The 18610-nt window shown below is 45.2% G+C and carries 19 protein-coding genes; 4 read left to right on the forward strand and 15 right to left on the reverse strand.

What is annotated here, in order from left to right; all coding sequences use genetic code 11:
• Positions 1-13 precede the first annotated feature (13 nt).
• The 3 genes from ACKTT9_RS21175 to ACKTT9_RS21185 all read right to left on the reverse strand — a co-directional run bounded on the left by ACKTT9_RS21175 (position 14) and on the right by ACKTT9_RS21185 (position 4288).
• Entirely contained in the window at positions 14-2701 is a 2688-nt protein-coding gene (locus tag ACKTT9_RS21175; protein WP_407867487.1) for a phosphoenolpyruvate synthase, read from the reverse strand.
• Positions 2702-2718: 17 nt separating this feature from the next.
• Complete coding sequence (locus ACKTT9_RS21180; RefSeq protein WP_407867488.1) at positions 2719-3291, reverse strand: TetR/AcrR family transcriptional regulator; 573 nt, start codon at positions 3289-3291, stop codon at positions 2719-2721.
• Between the two features lie 97 nt (positions 3292-3388).
• A complete protein-coding gene (locus ACKTT9_RS21185) occupies positions 3389-4288 on the reverse strand; it encodes an AEC family transporter (RefSeq protein ID WP_407867489.1) in 900 nt (299 codons plus the stop codon).
• A gap of 252 nt (positions 4289-4540) precedes the next feature.
• Between ACKTT9_RS21185 and ACKTT9_RS21190 the strand changes: the two genes are divergently transcribed.
• Positions 4541-4813, forward strand: a complete 273-nt coding sequence (locus ACKTT9_RS21190; protein ID WP_407867490.1) for a hypothetical protein — start codon at positions 4541-4543, stop codon at positions 4811-4813.
• Positions 4814-4893: 80 nt separating this feature from the next.
• Here the strand turns inward: ACKTT9_RS21190 and ACKTT9_RS21195 are convergent, their stop codons facing one another.
• Positions 4894-5583, reverse strand: coding sequence for a DUF4309 domain-containing protein (locus ACKTT9_RS21195; protein WP_407867491.1), 690 nt, complete (start codon positions 5581-5583; stop codon positions 4894-4896).
• A 130-nt stretch (positions 5584-5713) separates the two neighbouring features.
• A complete protein-coding gene (locus ACKTT9_RS21200) occupies positions 5714-6475 on the reverse strand; it encodes an SDR family oxidoreductase (protein ID WP_407867492.1) in 762 nt (253 codons plus the stop codon).
• 111 nt (positions 6476-6586) lie between these two features.
• Between ACKTT9_RS21200 and ACKTT9_RS21205 the strand changes: the two genes are divergently transcribed.
• Positions 6587-8017: a hypothetical protein gene (locus ACKTT9_RS21205; RefSeq protein WP_407867493.1), complete on the forward strand. Its 1431-nt coding sequence runs from the start codon at positions 6587-6589 to the stop codon at positions 8015-8017.
• A 20-nt stretch (positions 8018-8037) separates the two neighbouring features.
• Here ACKTT9_RS21205 and ACKTT9_RS21210 read toward each other — a convergent pair whose 3' ends face one another.
• Positions 8038-8625 carry an NAD(P)H-dependent oxidoreductase gene (locus ACKTT9_RS21210; protein ID WP_407867494.1) on the reverse strand — a complete coding sequence of 196 codons (588 nt, stop codon included), beginning with the start codon at positions 8623-8625 and terminating at the stop codon, positions 8038-8040.
• Positions 8626-8745: 120 nt separating this feature from the next.
• Here ACKTT9_RS21210 and ACKTT9_RS21215 point away from each other — a divergent pair, with 120 nt between their 5' ends.
• Complete coding sequence (locus tag ACKTT9_RS21215) at positions 8746-9174, forward strand: MarR family winged helix-turn-helix transcriptional regulator (protein WP_407867495.1); 429 nt, start codon at positions 8746-8748, stop codon at positions 9172-9174.
• 66 nt (positions 9175-9240) lie between these two features.
• On the opposite strand, the gene ACKTT9_RS21220 is transcribed toward ACKTT9_RS21215, so the two are convergent.
• Positions 9241-9603 (reverse strand): winged helix-turn-helix transcriptional regulator, encoded by a 363-nt coding sequence (locus ACKTT9_RS21220; protein ID WP_407867496.1) that lies wholly within the window; start codon positions 9601-9603, stop codon positions 9241-9243.
• Positions 9604-9852: 249 nt separating this feature from the next.
• On the opposite strand from ACKTT9_RS21220, the gene ACKTT9_RS21225 reads away from it, so the two are divergent.
• The gene (locus ACKTT9_RS21225; RefSeq protein WP_407867497.1) at positions 9853-10395 is read left to right on the forward strand and encodes an NAD(P)H-dependent oxidoreductase; all 543 of its coding nucleotides are present in this window, start codon (positions 9853-9855) and stop codon (positions 10393-10395) included.
• Here ACKTT9_RS21225 and ACKTT9_RS21230 read toward each other — a convergent pair.
• The 8 genes from ACKTT9_RS21230 to ACKTT9_RS21265 form a co-directional block, all read right to left on the reverse strand.
• Positions 10392-11966, reverse strand: coding sequence for a hypothetical protein (locus ACKTT9_RS21230; RefSeq protein ID WP_407867498.1), 1575 nt, complete (start codon positions 11964-11966; stop codon positions 10392-10394). The two genes, ACKTT9_RS21225 and ACKTT9_RS21230, sit on opposite strands and share 4 nt — an antisense overlap.
• 78 nt (positions 11967-12044) lie before the next feature.
• Positions 12045-12563 (reverse strand): GNAT family N-acetyltransferase, encoded by a 519-nt coding sequence (locus ACKTT9_RS21235; protein WP_407867499.1) that lies wholly within the window; start codon positions 12561-12563, stop codon positions 12045-12047.
• A 25-nt stretch (positions 12564-12588) separates the two neighbouring features.
• The gene (locus ACKTT9_RS21240; RefSeq protein ID WP_407867500.1) at positions 12589-13041 is read right to left on the reverse strand and encodes a MarR family winged helix-turn-helix transcriptional regulator; all 453 of its coding nucleotides are present in this window, start codon (positions 13039-13041) and stop codon (positions 12589-12591) included.
• A gap of 155 nt (positions 13042-13196) precedes the next feature.
• Positions 13197-14489 carry a UDP-N-acetylglucosamine 1-carboxyvinyltransferase gene (murA, locus tag ACKTT9_RS21245; RefSeq protein ID WP_407867501.1) on the reverse strand — a complete coding sequence of 431 codons (1293 nt, stop codon included), beginning with the start codon at positions 14487-14489 and terminating at the stop codon, positions 13197-13199.
• An 18-nt stretch (positions 14490-14507) separates the two neighbouring features.
• Complete coding sequence (locus tag ACKTT9_RS21250; protein ID WP_407867502.1) at positions 14508-15266, reverse strand: FHA domain-containing protein; 759 nt, start codon at positions 15264-15266, stop codon at positions 14508-14510.
• A 73-nt stretch (positions 15267-15339) separates the two neighbouring features.
• On the reverse strand, positions 15340-15729 hold the full coding sequence (locus ACKTT9_RS21255) for a zinc ribbon domain-containing protein (protein ID WP_407867503.1): 390 nt from the start codon (positions 15727-15729) through the stop codon (positions 15340-15342).
• A gap of 161 nt (positions 15730-15890) precedes the next feature.
• Complete coding sequence (locus tag ACKTT9_RS21260; protein WP_407867504.1) at positions 15891-17342, reverse strand: MDR family MFS transporter; 1452 nt, start codon at positions 17340-17342, stop codon at positions 15891-15893.
• A 117-nt stretch (positions 17343-17459) separates the two neighbouring features.
• Positions 17460-18527, reverse strand: coding sequence for an ABC transporter substrate-binding protein (locus ACKTT9_RS21265; protein WP_407867505.1), 1068 nt, complete (start codon positions 18525-18527; stop codon positions 17460-17462).
• Positions 18528-18610: the final 83 nt, after the last annotated feature.

The raw sequence follows: 18610 nt of genomic DNA on the forward strand, positions 1-18610 counted from the left end.
TTGATTAACCTCCTCAGTCAAGTTTCATGAAATCGTTTCGCTCCAACACAAGTACATAGCCGCGAGTTCCGTCCAACCGAATTCGGTCTCCGTCGCGAATGAGGGTCGTCGCTCCATCGATGCCAACAACCGCCGGCAGCCCATATTCCCTGGCTACTACGGCGCCATGTGTCATCAAACCGCCGACCTCCATAACCAGCCCGACGGCGGAATGGAACAGAGGCGTCCAGCCTGGGTCCGTAAATGGGGCGATCATAATCTCACCCTTGTTCAGCTTCGCCTCCTCAGGCCGCAGCACCACACGGGCGATGCCCTCGATGACACCGGCGGATACCGGTGTTCCGACGAAGGCTCCCTCGGGAGCATCCTGCAATTTACGCCGGCCTATAACGATTTCTCCTTCGCTCGTCATCAATCTTGGTGGCGTCATGCCGCGGAATCGCTTCAGTTCTTCCGTCCGCTGCTCGAGCAGCGCCGCAACTCCGGATGGACGTTCGCCTTCGGCCAATTTCAGCAGCTCGTCGAGAGACAAATAAAACACATCATCCGCCCGCTTTAGCACACCCTTCTTGACCAACGAGTTGCCTTCATCAAGCAGCCCTTTGCGCACGAGGTAGAAATGCTGCATCATTAAATATTTGGGATGCTCCCGCAGCCCCATCAATCCCCTGAACACGCGCACAAGCCGTGACATGAGCTTCGCCTTCAACCTGCCAAACGGTTGAGCACGCAGCCGCTTTAACAAGTCGGTTGCCGCGGCCTCCGCTTGTAGCCTGCCTTCGGCGAACTTGGCTCGATGCTCCCCAGGTGCCATGCTCCGCATATGGCTGCCAATCGATGGCAGCAGTGTGCTTGGATCCTCACGCCACCGGGGGCGTGTAATGTCGATTTCGCCTGGGCACCTCATGCCGTAGAGCTCCATGAACCGATCCCATTGCTGCCCGAATACACTGCCTCCCTCTACCTGCTGCAGATTATCCCTAAATTGAAGCGGATCGCCGTGCAGGATCAAGTCTATCACTTGCGGGTAGGGTCTGGCCGCATCGGCTAAATCGCCGATCATGAGTCCCATCTCACTCGTAATGTTACCTGACAGTCCTCGGTTCAGCACATGCACGATCTCTGTATCGCCCAACCATTTTATTGACAGTGCATTCAAGAGCCGCGACGAAATAATTCCAGCCAGCGGATAGGGGAGCAACTGTGGGAAAATGGTCAGTAGCAGCGAGCCAATATGCTCTTGAATTCGGACAATTCGTTCTGGACCATAGACTCCGGAAAGCTGACTTTCTCCCTTATGAATCGATCCCTCGATGTACGCGTTGACCTCAGGATGTGCATCGGAAACAGGAGCATAGAGCAGCTTGCGCATCACTTTCAGCAGCACGGGACGAATAAAGCCAATAACGCCTTTTCTCACGCCAGGTGCTGAAGGCAGGTGTCGAACGAACGATTCCTGCTTCACAATCTCCGCCACACCAAGGCCCATCATCTCGTCGATGTTGGTCAACACCTTCGGTAAAAGAACACGGGCCTGCTTCAGAGTCAGCACCTTTGTAATATCAATATAGACCCTTCCGCCAATCGACGCCGTATGCTCGTTCATCTCCCGAATGCCTGTTTTCCCGAAAGGAAACAACGTTCGAAGCACAGATATGCCCATTGGCTTCATTGCATCCGTCATCATCTGCTGATGGCCGAAGGATAGGAGCAAATGCGGACTTTCCCCTGGCGGAATGCTTAACTCCGGCAGCGGATACAACGAGGTGATCGGTCGACTCTGAACGATGTAAAAGTTTCCTTGCGCAAAACACCATTCGATGTCCTGCTCTGAGCCGTAGTACCTCTTAATCTTCTCTCCGATGTCAGCTAGTTCCAGGATCTGTGGATCCTCCAATGCTTGCATGACTTGCTCTGCCTCCGGCAGTTCCTTCGTAACTGTGCCACCCTCTGCCAACGCGAAGATAGCGAGCTTCTTGCGGGAGACCGTCTTCGTGAGCAGCTTGCCAGACCACACCTGATACAGGTCAGCGGAGACCAACCCAGACACAAGCGCCTCCCCTAAGCCGAAGCTGGCGTCAATTGACACCGTGTTTCGGTTGCCCGTTATCGGATCGGCGGTGAACATGATGCCGGACACCTCCGGGAAAACCATGCGTTGCACGACGACGGATAGATGCACAGCACGATGATCGAAGCCGTTGCGAGTCCTGTACGATATCGCCCGATCGGTGAATAATGACGCCCAGCACTTGCGAACGGCATGTAGCAGCGCTTCTTCCCCACGTACATTCAGATACGTATCCTGCTGACCGGCGAATGAAGCTGACGGCAAATCTTCCGCCGTGGCACTCGATCGCACTGCATAGGCTTGATCCGCTCCGGACTGCTTCCACGCCTGAACAATAGAGGTCCGAATGTCATCAGGAACCGCCATGCTTACCAGATGCTCACGAATGGACTGCCCCAACACCGTAATTTCCGCTAGCTGATCTGCCTCAACGCCATTTAATCGTTGGAAAAATTCGTCCATAACCTCACTCTGCTTCAGAAAAGACAAGAAAGCTTCCGTCGTGACACAAAAGCCTGCGGGGACGGGAAACCCCGCCTTCGTCATTTCGCCTAAATTAGCGCCCTTGCCTCCTACGAGTGGAAGGCTGTTTTTATCCAATTGGCTAAAATCAAGCACATAATCGTTCATGGGTACTCGCTCCTCCCTTAGCATGAGTCCGTGCGAAGACCGTGCATAAACAGGCCGAACAATGTTTCGCCCATCTCTACCATCGTAACTCCGTACTTGGCAGCCACGTCCGGGCGGGCCATGCGTTCAATGCTTTCCAGCATGATCGCGGTTAACAGTTTGGGATTAATGTTTCGAATATGCCCCTCCTGCATGGCTCGCTTGAGCAGCTGTTCGATGAATGTGAGCTGAGCACTGCGAAATGCCTCCAGTTTCGCCCATAAATCGGGGATATAGGTTTGGATATCGTTTAAAAATAACGGATGCAGCTTGGCGATCTCCCCCCTAATCCCCATAAAGACACGTTCAAAAATATCTAGCGGATGGTCTGAAGACTGCATTTGCTCCTTCACAAGAAGTGTAATCGCTTTCAAAACAGTTTCCAGCACAGCTTCGGCAATCTCTTCTTTTCCGCTAAAATACAAATACAGCGTCTTCTTGCTCATCCTAAGACGTGTCGCCAGCTCGCTTAGCGTTACGCCGCGATAACCATTGGCATTAAACAGATCCGCTGCCTCCTGAACGATGCGCAACCGGATCGAATCCTTCATACACACGATTCCTCCTGTCCACAATGGAAACCAATTTTGTTTTTATGGTTTCCATTGTACCTAACGGGATTACAAATCGCAAGCAGAAAAGCTCCACTCAGAAGCCGCCTGACCAATAGATCAGCACAGGCAGATACAGAAAGCTGGCTGCCGTCGTCATCGCTACATTGACGGAAACAAGTTCCTTATCGCCCCCGTATTTCTCCATAAGCACGACAGAATTAATAGCGGAAGGCATGGAGGATTGTACGAATAAAACGGAAGCTTCAAGACCATGAAGTCCAAGCAATTTAATGGTCAGCAAAGATAAAAGCGGCACACCCACAATTCGCATGAGGATAGAAATCCACAGTTCGCGTCGCATGCTCGCGCGCCAGTTTGTTTTTTTGAGCTGCATCCCTAGCATAAGCAAAACGATGGCAGCGTAAGCCCCGCCAATCAGCTCCAAACCGGCATGCAAGCTTTTGGGCAGCGGAATTTTGAATATATACAGGACTAGTCCTACAACAGCTGCATAAATGAGTGGGTTCTGCAGCATTTTGGCACCGGCTTGCCGCGGACTAAAGGAACTTCGTGAGGCAATGTACATACCAAGAGTATTCACAAGGACGATATGTAGGATGACATTCGTGACGCCAATGGCGAAGCCAGCATTTCCAAATGCAAGAAGCAGCAAGGGCAACCCGTAATTATTCGAATTGGCAAAGATCGTCGTCAGTTCCATGGCCCGTAAGGATGGCGCATTAAATCGAAATAATTTTCCAATAACAAGGGAAGCCGCCCAACAGAGAACAGTCTGAATAACGGTAAATATGGCGATATGAGCAAAAGAGGAGCTATTTAACTCGCTGCTCGATACGGCACTTACAATCAGACATGGTGAAAGCACAAACAGGCTTAAATCTGCCAGCACCTTCGTATCGGGCGACTTGAACTTCTGATACAGATAACCGAGTAAGCAAGCTAACAGAATCGGTACACTTACGGTTCCAAACAAAGTTACATAACTGCTAATGACAATGACCTCCTTTGGTCGACTATTTCTGAATGGCTTTGTTTCACTAATTCATACATCATATATCCAAACGTTTTATTGGTCTAATATATAATTGGAATTAACTTTATAGGTAAAAGTAATAAATAAATCATTTCCAAAAAATTCTTCTTCAGGTGTTTCAAATAGTTCCCAAATGGTTTACAGATGAATTATAGCGTTTAAATAAATCATACCGTTGGGAGAGTGCACAATATGAGTTCATTCAAAACAAAATTGATTCTGCTTCTTGCAAGTTCGAGTTTAATGGTTCCAAGTGTCATTAGTGCTGCTACTGAGACTACAGATACGCCACCTTATACTTACAGTAATGGCTTTATCCAAACGTATGTACATGGTACTTATGTTCCTGGCTATTATTTAAATATTGATGATAATACGGTAGCTGCCTATATCCCCGGAGGGGTAGGATTAGTCGCCGTTGATAAGGATGCTGTTTTACCCGAGGGTTCTAGATTCTTGGAATAGCATATTCCAAGCTGCATTTGAGGGTCGAGTCTCAGATAAAATAAAAACCAAAGGGGCAGCACGCCCCTTTGGTTTTTTGTTTAACCTGCCATGTTATTGACCGAATGTTTGGTATCAAACACGGAAATATGGTCTACTTTCCCGCTTGATTTAGGAATAATAAATTTTAATTGAAACATATCCGATGCTTTATAAATATAAATCGTGTCATCCCCGTTTACTTTCGTATCCGATGGCTTTCCTAGCGCTTGTTCAATTTGTTTCAACGTTAATGTTTGCAGCTTTGGATCACTGGAACGAATATCGATAATTTGATCGCCTTTATTGTAGCCAATAACTGCATTTTTCTTAGCGTAGGTTGCATATATATTGCTCGCCACAACATCGGTATGATCCGCTTTCCCCCAAGCTTTCTCCACATCGTCAATCAATTTCGTTTCTGCAGCAAACTCAATACCGGCCACCTTGCCTGACTTCGCCAATTCTAGCATATCTTTTATTTGCTTAGTAACGGATGTCGTTTCTGACGAAACCGGCGTTACATTCACGTTACCACTTGGCGTAGATGCCGGCTTGGAAGAAACCGCCGGTGTTGCGCTAGGTGCAGTTGAAGGTGTTGATGAAGGTTCTACAACTGGGCTTGGAGATGAGCTAGCTATTGGATCAGCGGCACTCGCTGCTGGTTTTTCATTTGATGTGCATGCCGTGAACATCAGCATACTCGCTATTAACATTGGATAAACAGCTGCTTTTTTGCGATAAATTTTCATAAGTTGCCTTCTCTCTTATATGTTTGAATCACTACAAATAATCAGACGATAAAAGGATTAAAATTGTTGCAAAAAAAAATGGCAGCCGGGATCCGGCTGCCGTTTTGTAATTCACTTTGTAAAGCACTCCTTATTCAATCATACCTCTTGTAGCATTCCAAAGGGCTTCAGTAGCCTTATCAATATCGTCTCGTGACATGCGCAAACGAGCGACAGCGCTACCGTATGAAATTTCCTGCTTGCCCTCTTTCAGCCCTTCGAAAATGCCATCAGCAAAAGCATCCAGCGGTTCCCCTGTTGTATGCAACCCCGCGCCGCCTAAATTTGTATTCACCGCGGGAGGTGCAACCTCGATGACTTCAATGGATGTATCCGACAACTGTTGTCTCAAGCTCATCGTAAATGAATGAAGCGCCGCTTTCGTAGCCGAATAAATCGGAGCAATCGCGAAAGGGGTAAAAGCAAGTCCTGAAGTAACATTAATAATTGCTGCCTTTTCTTTTGAGGCAAAAAACGGAGCAAATAGTAAGGCTAGATGGATCGGCGCATCCAAATTACTGGTGATTTCTTTGTTGAAATAGCCCCAATTGCTCCTTGCATCCACTTTTAAAACGTTAAAACGCTGCTGGACTCCTGCATTGTTCACAAGCACATTCACTTCAGGGTAGTTTGAGGTTACCCAATCAAATAAGGCCACACGATCGGATTCGCTATCCAAATCACATACGCGAGTAATAAGATCAGGGATCTGTTCTTTTGCTTGTTGAAGGGCCTCCTCACGTCTTCCGCAGACAATCACTTGATTGCCTAATTTGGCGAATCGCTCAGCGAAAGCTAATCCAATTCCACCGCTTCCGCCTGTAATAAGTATCACATTGCCTGAAAGCTTCATCCTATTCCCTCTTTCAATGTTTAATCTTCAATTCTTTCCAGACCACATTTTGTATTTTCACCCTAAGCGGGGAATATTACATATCATAATTTGAAATGTGGGGGGTTAGAAGTGGAGAACCGTGTAGCGATAACTGATAAAAGCATGCAAGTGGCTTTGCATCAATTTATCTTCCCTTTTTCCATCAAACTAAATTCTCAAAATCGTTTTAAGGAACAATTGCTCAAAGATGAATTTATTCCTTTTTTTATTGACGAGACAATGCAAGAAGATAAGTATTATGGACCCGAAAACCGTGTGTCTCACAGGGAAATGGAGCATTATTATCTGCCTTTCACAAGCAGCTTCCTATTTCCTCATGAGGAGGATAATGAACAGGGGTTTAGACGTTATTCCAAACAGCTGGATATTGTGAGTTCTCTTCACTCGCCGTATTACAATTTAGCTTTTACCATTCATTCTATTGACGTTATACTTTGCCCCTTTGATCTCGGATTCATTACGATTCGCACAGAACTGAAATGCGAGGAGATCAATTATTCGCTGGCACTGGAATTCGCAAAGCGATTCAGAGTACTTCAAAATATGAACAAACAGGATGACGAATCTTACATTCAATATAACGAGAAAACTTTTAAACAAAGTGAATCGTTTATTTTTCATATTCTAGGGCCAAATACTTCGGCATTTTTAGACCAAGGACGAGTGGACGAAGTCATCTTTGAGAAGCTGCCTTTTTTTCTGGATGAATGCATGTATGTGGCATGTTTTTACTCGCTGGATGAAGGCTCAGAAATTTCTTTAGTGGACATTTATCGAGCTGCACGAATTGACGGATTGGATAAAGAGGGCAAGCCTTTCATTGGTGCAACAAATTTGAACTATATAAAATCCTATAGCGAGCTGCACTCTTATGACAGGTGGGGTCCGGATACTTACTTTATCACGGATGACAATGCTTTTTCTTGTATCACAAAACAATCTCATGCTGTCGCGGTCAAAATAGCCAATAAAATGTACGGTGAGTATTATTATGGACTGCTGCTTAATTTGTTTCACAAAATCGTACTTCTCAAAATTTCCAACCAATACTCACAAGTCCGTTTGGAGCAGAACCAGGGAAAAATTGAAGAACTGATTCGTTCCATTACTGATTTTTCCGCCAAATATTATTTTATTGAAGTTGTTTCCCAATCCCAAGGAAAAGAAATCTTCCTTCAGCTGCGCAAGTTCTATGGGAACGATGAGCTGTTTGTTGAAGTTAAACGGACGCTAACCGATCTGTTTGAATATCAATCCAATTATACGAATAAACGTGCCAGTTATTTGCTGCGCATTTTGACAATCTATACGGTGATTAGTGGCATATACGGAATGAATCAGGTCATTGAAGATTTAAAAGGACCTTTGAATTGGAGAAAAATGCAAGATTATTCGGTCTTTCAGTATTTTGCTCTCTTAGTCGCTCTCTCAGGAATCCTTATCGGAATAAGTTTGGCCTTTGATTCTTTGCGGCAATTAATTAAAAAACGCAAATATTGAAACAGCGGCAGCCACTACGGTTAACGGTCTACGGTTTTGAAATAATCATAAACCTTCTCTAATTTCATCTGCTGTTTGCCTCGTGGACTCTCCATGCTGCCAAATTCAAAAAACTTTACTTTTTTAATCCCTACATAGTTAAAAAGTGCTTTTTTCATTAAAACTTTGTGCGCATTATTAAGCCAATATAATGGATATAAGACCGGTCCCTTCATACTTGAAATACACACCACCGACTTCCCTTTCAGAAGCCCTTCCGGCAACATGCCTCCCTTATCCTTATAGGCAAAACCGGAAGCAAACATCTGGTCGATATAGCCCATAAGCATGGCTGGAGGCCGCCCCCACCAGATCGGATAGACAAACACAATTTTGTCCGCCCAGCTGAGTTGCTCCCTGTAGATAGCAAGATCAGGGTCGGCGTGCATATCCCTCCTACGCTTCTGTTCATTAAAGACCAGGACCGGATTAAATCCCACCTCGTATAGATCCAGGACCCTCACTTCACTAATTTTCGGATTTTCACTGCTTCCTTGGACGACTTTCTGTAAAAAGGCATAACTTAAACTGCGATGATTGGGATGCGTGTAAATAATCAGCGTTTTCATTACAACACTCCTTTACTTGTCTTTTGATAAGTAAATCGTAGCACACTCCGTTTTTTGTTGTCAAATGATAATTGTTTATTGATAATTATTTTGTTATTATTTTTTATACGAGGTGATCATGTGGAGAACAATGTCCTATTTCAGAAATTCGTGTCCTTCACGGCCGCAGTCCACCAAGTAACGCATGAGATGACCAAAGATGTGAGATCAGAGTCGCTAACTCCCGTTCAATATAAGATTCTAGAATACATTTCCGTCAGCCAGCCCGTTACACTCAGTGAAATCAGTGACTGCATGCATATGTCCATGCCTAACACGAGCCGTGAGCTTAGAAAACTAAGTGAAAAACAATTGTGCGAGAAGGTTACCGATGCCGAAGACCGTCGCAAACAATCGATCCGGCTCTCGCAAGAAGGAAGTGCGATGATGGGCGACATTTTTCAGCGAGTTGAAGCTCAGTTCGTACAGAAAATCGGAAACATATCCAAAGAAGAATTGAAAGAGATCGAACATGCGCTGGATGTTTTGATGAGCAGGGTATTTTCTTAAATGAAATGCGCAAAAAGCCGCTTACGGGAAATTAGCTTCCGCAAGCGGCTTTTCGTTTTGAATTATTCAGTGCGTTTTCGTATCTTGGACGTCATTCGTTTTGTTTATAAAATCGATGTGGTGAAACCCCCACCCGCACATATCGGTCAGAATAGCGCTTAATGTTCTTCCATGGTCAGAAAGAGAATATTCGACTTTTGGAGGAATCGTCTGAAACACTTCCCGAACGATGAGCTTATCTTTCTCCAATTCACGGAGCTGGTTCGTAAGCATCCCTTGCGTGACTTCGGGGAGCAAACGTCTCAATTCACCGAACCGTTTGGTCCCTCCTTTCATCAAAATAAACAGGATCAAAGGCTTCCATTTCCCACCTATCATTTGTAAAGTGGTCACTATGCCCTGTGTTCGATAAGATTGATCTACATCCATGATTTTAACTCCTTTGACCGCAAAATCCTAAGCTATTACTCCGACTTTACCAAAGTATCCTGAATTTCGTAAGTACTATATTTTTTCGTACTTAGTATGGTTAAACGTACTATTCCCTAGTCCTCTAGATCCTAATTGTACGGTTTTCCAGACTTAGTATGAAAAAAGAGCGTACTTTTCAAATATTTCATTCGACTCAATAATGGAGGTGTAGTAAAACTAACTTGTTGGATCCAGGAGGATTAAGAAATGAAAACTATGGTGATCGTAGCCCACCCGAATTTAGAGACATCCCGTGCCAATCGAGCATTGATGCTTGAACTTCGTAAACATCCGAACATACATGTTCGAAACTTATATCAGGAGTATCCAAATTGGAAGTTTGACGTTGAGAAGGAGCATCAATTACTTTTAGCCTATGATCGAATTGTTTTACAATTTCCATTGTACTGGTACAGTTGTCCGCCCCTTTTAAAAAAATGGTTCGATGATGTATTCACGTATGGCTGGGCTTATGGACCGGACGGTGATAATTTGCTGGGTAAAGAATTTATTGTCGCAACAACAACAGGGGGTACGGAGAACTGTTATCGAGCAGGTGGGGACAATTGGTTCACAATCAGCGAGTTTTTAAAACCAATCCAACGAACGATTACAAAATGTAATGGAACTTATCTCCCGGCTTTTGTAACCTATCAAGCCACTGCTCAAGATAACGATAGCTACCTCTCTCAAGAAGCTAAAAGATATGTTGAACATATTCAAACTTATTCAAACTTGCTAATGCATTAAGGCTGCAACAACATGACATAGAAATACCCTTCGTTGCTGTAACCCGGCCCCCGCGGTGTGGCTACCGGACGGTATAACTGCACTTGATACAAACCGTTGCCATTGCTTAAAGTAAGCGGGATCTGGAACTTGCCGTCCTTCACTTCCACCTGTACCGGTGATGATGCTCTGGTAACAAAGCCTTGACCCTCTTCAAACTTGGAAATTCCAAACGCAAAGCTCGAGTCTGCCTTTCCAGTAAACGTATTCGTCGAGGCATCCGTTTTGATATACCCCACTTCGGTCTGATCCAGCTTGAAACCGGGGATACCCACCTTCAGGGGAATGGTTTCATAGCTGGTTTTTACCGGGTAGGAAGCCGAATATAAGATGCGATCACCTTGAGCTAACTCTGTAGTAATCCGATTATCTCCTAGATGTAGTCGAATCGGTGCCTCCATCCAGGAGACTCTTTCACCAGCAGTAACTGTCTTCAGCAATGCCGTATTGAGATTGCCGAAGATATTGTCGTTATCCAGCTTCAGAGCCATCCCTCCGTTTAACGGGAAGTCCCGCGGCGGATCCGTCACAACTGCCTTGACGGCCAACTGGTCGCTGGGCTCTTGTGTCGGGAGGCCGTAATCCTTCACATCGTAGCTCGTATAACGAATCACAAGATTCCGGGTATCTTGATTCCATTCACCGATATATCCGAACAAACGTTCCAAATCTATGCTATACAAATAAATGTCTCCATCCTTCATACGCGGAGGGAAAATCAACTCAGACGTACGCACAGTCTCCCCGCCCCAATACGTGATCGCCTGTTTGTTCCCCGGTTGAATGGAAAAAGAATAGAGTCCGTCGCTTAGCTCAATGCTCTTCCGGTCTTTATGCGTCGCGAACCCCAATTTATCAGCAAAAAAATTCAGCTTCATATACGGTAAGCCATTTTCTCCGAACCCTACCTGCTCATCCTCATAAAACTGTCCCTCTTCCCTGAAATCCAGGGAAAAGTCGACATCCTTCACAGAATGGAGTTCAAGATTTACTCCCGCTTCCCGCCAGGCTTCCAGCGTCCCCTCCTCCGCAATTGGCTTCGATTGGAACCGGATTGTGCGCTCCACCTCGTTCCACGTTACGGTACCGAAGGCATCGAGATCGTTCAGGACGATGGCAGTCCGCCCATCAATATTGAAAGAACGAAGCGGCGTATCGCCATAATAGGCTTGGATATCTGTGTACAGCACATCCTTCAGGTGCGTTCCGATTGGAATCGTGGCGGATTCTCTCCTCGGCGTCGTTTCCGCTGCAGCCTTCTCCCCTACCGCCTTAGGATCAATCCGCAGCGTCCTCGCGCGCGGCGACCACGAAACATCAAAGCCGCTCTCGCGCAAATCCTCTACGGCTATTGCCGTTTCACCTGCGATATTCATGGATTGTATCTGCTTCCCATTGACATAAGCGGCGATATCGGTGGATACCACCTCACCAACCCGATCGCCAACAGAACTGGCCTTCGCCAGCGACCCGCCATCCCAAATTACGAAGCAGCAAGCCAATAACATCACAGCAACCTTGCGATTTCTCATGATCTTTGCCTCCATCTTCTCCATCATTCTAAGACATTAGACTATGGAAATCGGAAAAGGTTGCTTATTTTTCCAATCTTAGCTAAGTACCTTGGTCATGATCAAATCGATTTGTTCATCATCACCCATATAAAAGGAGTGGGCTCCTGTTTTTACAAAATCCATTTTTTGATAAAAAGCTATTGCATTCTCATTGTGTTCCCAGACCCCTAACCAGATCTTCTTTTTATTCCGTTGCTTCGCAATTTCAATGGCTTTATTTAATAAATATTTGCCAAGCCCTTGTTTGTGAAAATTTTTGCGTATATAAATCCTTTCCACTTCCAGAGCATCATTTCCCATTAATTCCGTCTGTGCATCATGGATGTTAATCTTTAAATAGCCTGCCATTTCCTCATTTGAATAAATGATATAAAACTCCGAAGAGATATTTGACAATTCTTTTTCTAATTGGTTCAAATGAAATGCTTTCTCGAGGTACGCTCTCATATTTTCAGGTGAATTCTGATGCTTGAAAGTCTCAGTAAATGTTTCAATGCTAATCTCTTGCAGTAATCCTAGTTCCTCGAGAGTACACTGCTTTATATGTATAGTCATGATAGTAATCCTCCAATTTTCCATATCAATAAATTCGCTTGTTTCCTTTTTTTACAAACTCCCAGTCTTTTTCAACATTTTTTCTGACTCTTTGCAGGAGGTTAAAAATCGATTCTATTTCACCATCGGAAAATCCGGCAAGTGCGACGTTATTGGAATAATCGTTCTCGCTTTTTATATATGGATAAACCGTTCTCCCTTTCTCTGTAGGAAAAAGCTTTTTGATTTTTTGGTTATTTTGATCATCCGTCTTTTCAATAAATCCATTCATCTCCAGCTTTTGAATCGCACGGGCAGCAGTCGTTCGGTCAACTTTTATCATTTCAGCTAACTTTTCTTGAATAATTCCCGGATTTTCATAGATTCGGACAAGATACAAATATTGGCCTTTTGTAAGATCATATTTTTTAAACTCAATATTACTAATAGAATCTAACGCCCGAGCAATCATTCCAACTTCACGTAAAATTTCTTTCATATTCACAGCTCCACTAATCATGTATTTTTCACAGGCGGTGTAAAAATAGTACATTAATTTTGTTGTATTTGCAACATAATACAAACCATTAGTTCAAATAAAAAAACACCGCCAGTTTCGATGGCGATGTTTGTGAATTGCTGTTTGTATCTATTTCATTGAGATTCACGAATCTGGTCAAGGTGCTCTTGCACGCTCAGCTCGTGCATCGAAAGTTTGGCCCCTATGGATCTGAAGCTGCCAATAACATCTTCATAGCCGCGCTCGATATGCTCAACGCCGGTTATATACGTATAACCCTCTGCCGCTAGCCCCGCCATCAGCAAACAAGTGCCTGCACGCACATCAGTGGCATGCACCCATCCGCCTTGCAGGGGACGTCCACCTGTAATAAAGGCACTTTCCTGCCGCAACTCGATCTCGGCGCCGAGCCGTCGTAGCTGAGCAACATGAGCTAGCCGTTTAGGATAGATACGGTCTGTCACTATGCTCTTACCCTTGGCTTGCAGTAGAAGCGCGGTCATAGGTTGCTGTAAATCCGTAGCGAAACTCGGGTACATCCCCGTGCGAATACGTGTCGCTTTCAGCGAATTCGTTCCATATGCCGTAATATGATTATCGCCGCATTCCACGTGTATCCCTATTTCCTGCAATTTGGCTAAACACGAGCCCAGATGCTCCGGAATGACGTCCATGACCGTAACCTGTCCCCCCTGGAGTCCGGCTGCCATCAGAAAAGCCCCGGCAATCAGCCTGTCTGGAATAACCGTGTGTGTTCCCCCATCCAAATAGGAGACACCCTCTATTCGGATATGTTCCGTTCCCGCACCATAGATGCGCGCACCTAATCGATTCAGGAAATTTGCCGTATCGCAAACTTCAGGGTCCATAGCTGCGTTATGCAAATTTGTCCGTCCCTTGGCCCGTACAGCGGCTAACATGGCATTAATCGTAGCACCGGAAGTAATGGTATCGAAAAAAATGTCGGCCCCCTTCAGTTCGGCAGCTTCGACGACGTAATAATCTTTGAAAAGATGGACTTGCGCCCCAAGCGCTTTGAAGACCTTAATGTGTTGGTCAATGGGCCGTGAAACGAAATCATCCCCACCAGGCAACCCGATCGTGACTTTGCCGAATTTGGATAATAGAGATCCTGCAAAATAATAAGACGCCCGATAGCTCGAAGCTTTGCCTGGATCAATCACAGAACTGTGAATCCAACGCGGGTCAATAATAACTTGTCCGCCATCCTGCTGGAGCTTCAATCCGATATCACGGCCAATTTCCGCAATGATTCGGACATCATCGATGAATGGAATGCCCTCTAATGTGACGATGTTGTCTGCCAGACAAGCAGCAGCAAGTAAAGCAAGGGAGCTGTTCTTCGCTCCTGGGATATGTACGCTTCCGTTAAGTGGGCCAGAATACTCAGCCTGTATATATTTCAAGAAGTGTCCCTTCTTTCCTTATGACGATTTCAGTTCCGTTTCGAGCATGTAGCCGCTACCGCGTACTGCGCTAATCAAGAAGGTAGCTTTCCCGTATTTTTTTCGCACCCGATAGATCAGGGCATTCAGTTCGTCCAGTGTCACATCAGAGAAGCCTTCTGCACCCGTTGACCTTTCCGGCCATACCTTGGATTTAATTTCCTCGAGCGGAACGAGCCGGTTGGCATGATCATGCAGTACGCGAATCAGTAAATATTCTTTCTCGGACATAAGGATTCGCTTGCCCTCCACGACACATTCTCTTCTTTCCCAATGAATCGTAAGCGGCAGTTCAGGAACTTCCAGATGACTGGAGATGCTGAGCGGTTCGAATTCTAAGGTTTGATCGGCAAACATATAAGAAAAGTGGATGACGGTCATCCCCTTAGAGAGCTTTATAATATCGAAATTTTTCAGCGTGTATGGCGTGTGTGGCGTTAGCAGTACGCCGTTGATCTCCGTTCCGTGGCGACTCCCTAAATCATATAGCACAGCCTTGTCCTGCTCCTTACGGATGACGAAATGCTCACGGGAAATAAAAGCGTTCGTAAAGGCTAAATCCGGAGTTAACTGATTAGATACCCGGCCGACCAGTGTTTCGTCCTCACTTAGATTCACGCAGGTGCCCGGTCGATAAGGTTCGCCGCGTACGATGTATAAGCATGCAAAGTTTTCCAGTGTACTTCCCTCCATTTGCTGATGCAGCTTTACTTCTTCTAGTGAAAAATATCCCAACAATTATCGTAACTCAAAATGAGACGGATTAAAACCTCTTGACACTGACGCCTCGCTCACATTTCAGTAACATAAACTAACCTCCGAATAAAATATCCATAATGGTTCCTAACTTACCTGACTTATGTCCTTTTAATACATCCGGGTTATAAACTTCTACAAAGCCGCAGTTCAAGCAAGAAACAAATAAAAAGTGATTATATTCGATATCCAAAATCTTGCTAAGACCCGTGCCGTTCATCGCAATTTCTTTGACAGAACATTCCTGCGTTCCACACTTGACACATTTATATTTATTCGCAATCGCATCCTCAACACTAAGCTCTTCAAGATCAACGCTCTTACTCTCTTCTATAGAACGCGGTTCGTCTTCTAAATGCTCAGGAAGAACTTCTTGCATACAATTCGGGCAAACATTATCTCTCAAATGAACGAGCTGATTACACCAAGGGCATTCAATCATCATTCTCCATCCCTTCAAAAGTTTCACTTGCTACTTTACATGCAACATCATTTTAACACATATTGGAAAAAACTTGCTTTATCTTTGATTTTCAAATAGAAAAAGAACGCAATGGTTTCCCATGCGTCCTTTTTATTAAAGTATCATTACCAAGGTAAAATCGATTACTCCTGAAGAACCGCCTGCTGCGGCTTATTACGCTTCTCTTTCAGAACGAAAGTAAGCGGAATTGCCACGATACAAATAAATACGGCAATCAGGAACACGTCCTGAACCGCCAGTGTCATGCTCTGATCACGGATGAACGAGGTGCTTACCGACGAAGCTCCACTCAGCTCTTTCTGGTGAACGAGCGACCTCGCAGCAAGCAAGGAGCTGAACACGCCAATTGAAAGCGCCCCTGTTGCTTGCCTGACCCAGTTCGTCACAGACGAGGCATGCCCCGACCTCTCTTTTGAAATGGACGACATCCCCGCATTCATAACCGGCATGAAGGCCAGCGAAATCCCGACATAACGAAGGGTCATCCAGCCTGCGACATACACGTGCGAAGCTTGCAAACTGATATGGCTCAACTCCCAATTGGAAGCGATAAGCAGCAATACACCGCCCATGATGAGCGGAAAAGGCCCTGTTCGGCTGTAGAGCTTGCCAACTACAGGGGAACAAAGCGCCATGACGAGCGAACCGGGCAGCAGTACGAGAGCAGTAACCAGCGGGGTCGAATGCTGGACGTCCTGCACAAATACGGGAATCAATAGAGTACCCGAGTATAGCGAAGCCGTAATGATACAGTTAATGATCAAACTGTACGTAAAACGGCTCGTTCGAAACACGCTAAGATTAAGCAGTGGATTAGCCAATCCCAGCTCCCTGCGGATAAAATAAATTAGCGTTGCTATCCCGATAAGCAAACAGATGAGCGTTTTCCAATTGGTCCATCCCCAGCCGTTCCCTTCGGTAAACGAGAGAATAATAAAGGAGCTGCTGAGCAGCACGGTAATAAATCCAGGAAAATCAAACGTCTTCGACGTGTTGATACTCTGATAAGGCAGGCATTTAAACGCCACAACGACAGCTGCAATTCCGAGAGGCAAATTCAGCAGAAATAACGACTGCCAGCCGAAATATTCCGTTAGCAAGCCTCCCAAGGTCGGTCCGAATGCCGGCGCCAGCATGGAGGATAAGCTCCATAAGCTCATCGCGAACGGTTGTCTGTCTTTTTCGATAAATTGATAAATCATCGTTAGCGTCGTTGGAATAATTAAACCGCTGAATACACCTTGCAGGATTCGAAAAAGGATGAGTGTATCAATGCTCCAGGCTACCGTGCAAAGTGCGGAAAACAGCGTAAACCCCGACAAGGCGAAAATATACAACCGTTTATAGCTGAATCGGTCACCGAAATACCCCACAATCGGAGCGACAACCCCCGTTGCGAGTAAAAAACCGGTAATCATCCACTGAACCTTGCCCAGCTCAGCGCCAAAGTCTTTCATAAATATCGGGAATGCCACGTTGATTGTGGTCGAGCTGAGAATAGACATAAAGTTCCCGAAAAAGATAGCTAAAATAATGAACCAGAACGCCGATTTGCCGGATGAGCTGCTCGTCACTTCGTCTCCCCTTTTCACTGTTTACGAATGGTTATTTTGGATATGATTGTATCATGCAATCATTGTTAATATATGTATTATACAACTACATACCCATTAGTCAATATATGTATGAGGTCAGTATTTCCTTTTGCCAACCTCTTCCAAAGCCATCGTCTCCGTAAACACGCTCTCGGGGGTTACAATTCTTTTCGGCAAGCTCCGTCCTTGCATAAGTTCGTTGACAGCTTGCATCAAGTTAGGACCTAGCAAAGGGTTGCATTCCACGACACTGTTAATTTTGCCCTCAGCCATTTTCTCAAATGCTTTGTTCGTGCCGTCTACAGAAATAATGATAATATCCTTTCCGGGACGAAGTCCAAACTCCTCGATCGCCTCAATGGCACCTAAAGCCATATCGTCATTATGTGAATACAGAACATTTATTTCATGACTCATCGTATTAAGAATGGACTTCATGACTTGCTTCCCCTGCGCAAACGTAAAATCGGCCGATTCACTTTTTAAAATCTTAAAGTTCTCATGTTCCTTGATGACATCGCGAAATCCTTTCCCTCTGGCAATGGAGGGGGTCGACCCTTCCGTTCCCACAAGCTCAACGATGCCGACGGTATCTTTTCGGTTGTTCATTTTATCAATCACGTATTTCCCGGCTTTGCGGCCCTCTTCGTAAAAATCTGAGCCGATATATGTAACATATAAGGATGGATCACTGACATTCACTAATCGGTCCAGAATAATCAACGGGATGCCAGCTTGTTTGATCTCTTTCAAGATCGGTTCCCAGCCTGACTCGATCACCGGTGCGATCGCGATCACATCTACTTTTTGTTTGATAAAATTCCGAATCGCTTCAAATTGCTTGGATTGTGATTGATCCGCATCCTCAAAATGCAGCTCGATGCCTGCTTCCTCCGCCGCCTCTCGAATGGATATCGTGTTCGCATTCCGCCATGCACTTTCCGACCCCAACTGCGAGAATCCCAATACGATCGGACGAACGAGACCTTGATCTTGATCATTGTGATTTACCACGTTTTTAGCGGCGGCTTTCTCCTCGCTAGATGGTAATCCAGTGGAGGAATTATGCACAGAATCAAACATATATAGAATTGAAATCATGCCCAAAAACAGGATAATCAACAATTTACTTTTCATTAATGAGCGGAATGATCTTCCCAGCATCGGCGTCCCCTTTTAACAAAAATTTCCTTCCAATTCCTTAGTTTGTATTATAAAACGCTTTCAATAAAGGTACAATATGCAGG

The sequence above is a fragment of the Paenibacillus sp. P36 genome, assembly GCF_045866505.1.
GTDB lineage: Bacteria > Bacillota > Bacilli > Paenibacillales > NBRC-103111 > Paenibacillus_E > Paenibacillus_E chondroitinus.

Bases quoted from the DNA above. Each gene is read 5' to 3' on its own strand.
- ACKTT9_RS21175 (WP_407867487.1), bottom strand. From the start codon at position 2,701: ATGAACGATTATGTGCTTGATTTTAGCCAATTGGATAAAAACAGCCTT.
- ACKTT9_RS21180 (WP_407867488.1), bottom strand. From the start codon at position 3,291: ATGAAGGATTCGATCCGGTTGCGCATCGTTCAGGAGGCAGCGGATCTG.
- ACKTT9_RS21190 (WP_407867490.1), top strand. From the start codon at position 4,541: ATGAGTTCATTCAAAACAAAATTGATTCTGCTTCTTGCAAGTTCGAGT.
- ACKTT9_RS21195 (WP_407867491.1), bottom strand. From the start codon at position 5,583: ATGAAAATTTATCGCAAAAAAGCAGCTGTTTATCCAATGTTAATAGCG.
- ACKTT9_RS21200 (WP_407867492.1), bottom strand. From the start codon at position 6,475: ATGAAGCTTTCAGGCAATGTGATACTTATTACAGGCGGAAGCGGTGGA.
- ACKTT9_RS21210 (WP_407867494.1), bottom strand. From the start codon at position 8,625: ATGAAAACGCTGATTATTTACACGCATCCCAATCATCGCAGTTTAAGT.
- ACKTT9_RS21220 (WP_407867496.1), bottom strand. From the start codon at position 9,603: ATGGATGTAGATCAATCTTATCGAACACAGGGCATAGTGACCACTTTA.
- ACKTT9_RS21225 (WP_407867497.1), top strand. From the start codon at position 9,853: ATGAAAACTATGGTGATCGTAGCCCACCCGAATTTAGAGACATCCCGT.
- ACKTT9_RS21230 (WP_407867498.1), bottom strand. From the start codon at position 11,966: ATGAGAAATCGCAAGGTTGCTGTGATGTTATTGGCTTGCTGCTTCGTA.
- ACKTT9_RS21235 (WP_407867499.1), bottom strand. From the start codon at position 12,563: ATGACTATACATATAAAGCAGTGTACTCTCGAGGAACTAGGATTACTG.
- ACKTT9_RS21240 (WP_407867500.1), bottom strand. From the start codon at position 13,041: ATGAAAGAAATTTTACGTGAAGTTGGAATGATTGCTCGGGCGTTAGAT.
- ACKTT9_RS21255 (WP_407867503.1), bottom strand. From the start codon at position 15,729: ATGATGATTGAATGCCCTTGGTGTAATCAGCTCGTTCATTTGAGAGAT.
- ACKTT9_RS21265 (WP_407867505.1), bottom strand. From the start codon at position 18,527: ATGCTGGGAAGATCATTCCGCTCATTAATGAAAAGTAAATTGTTGATT.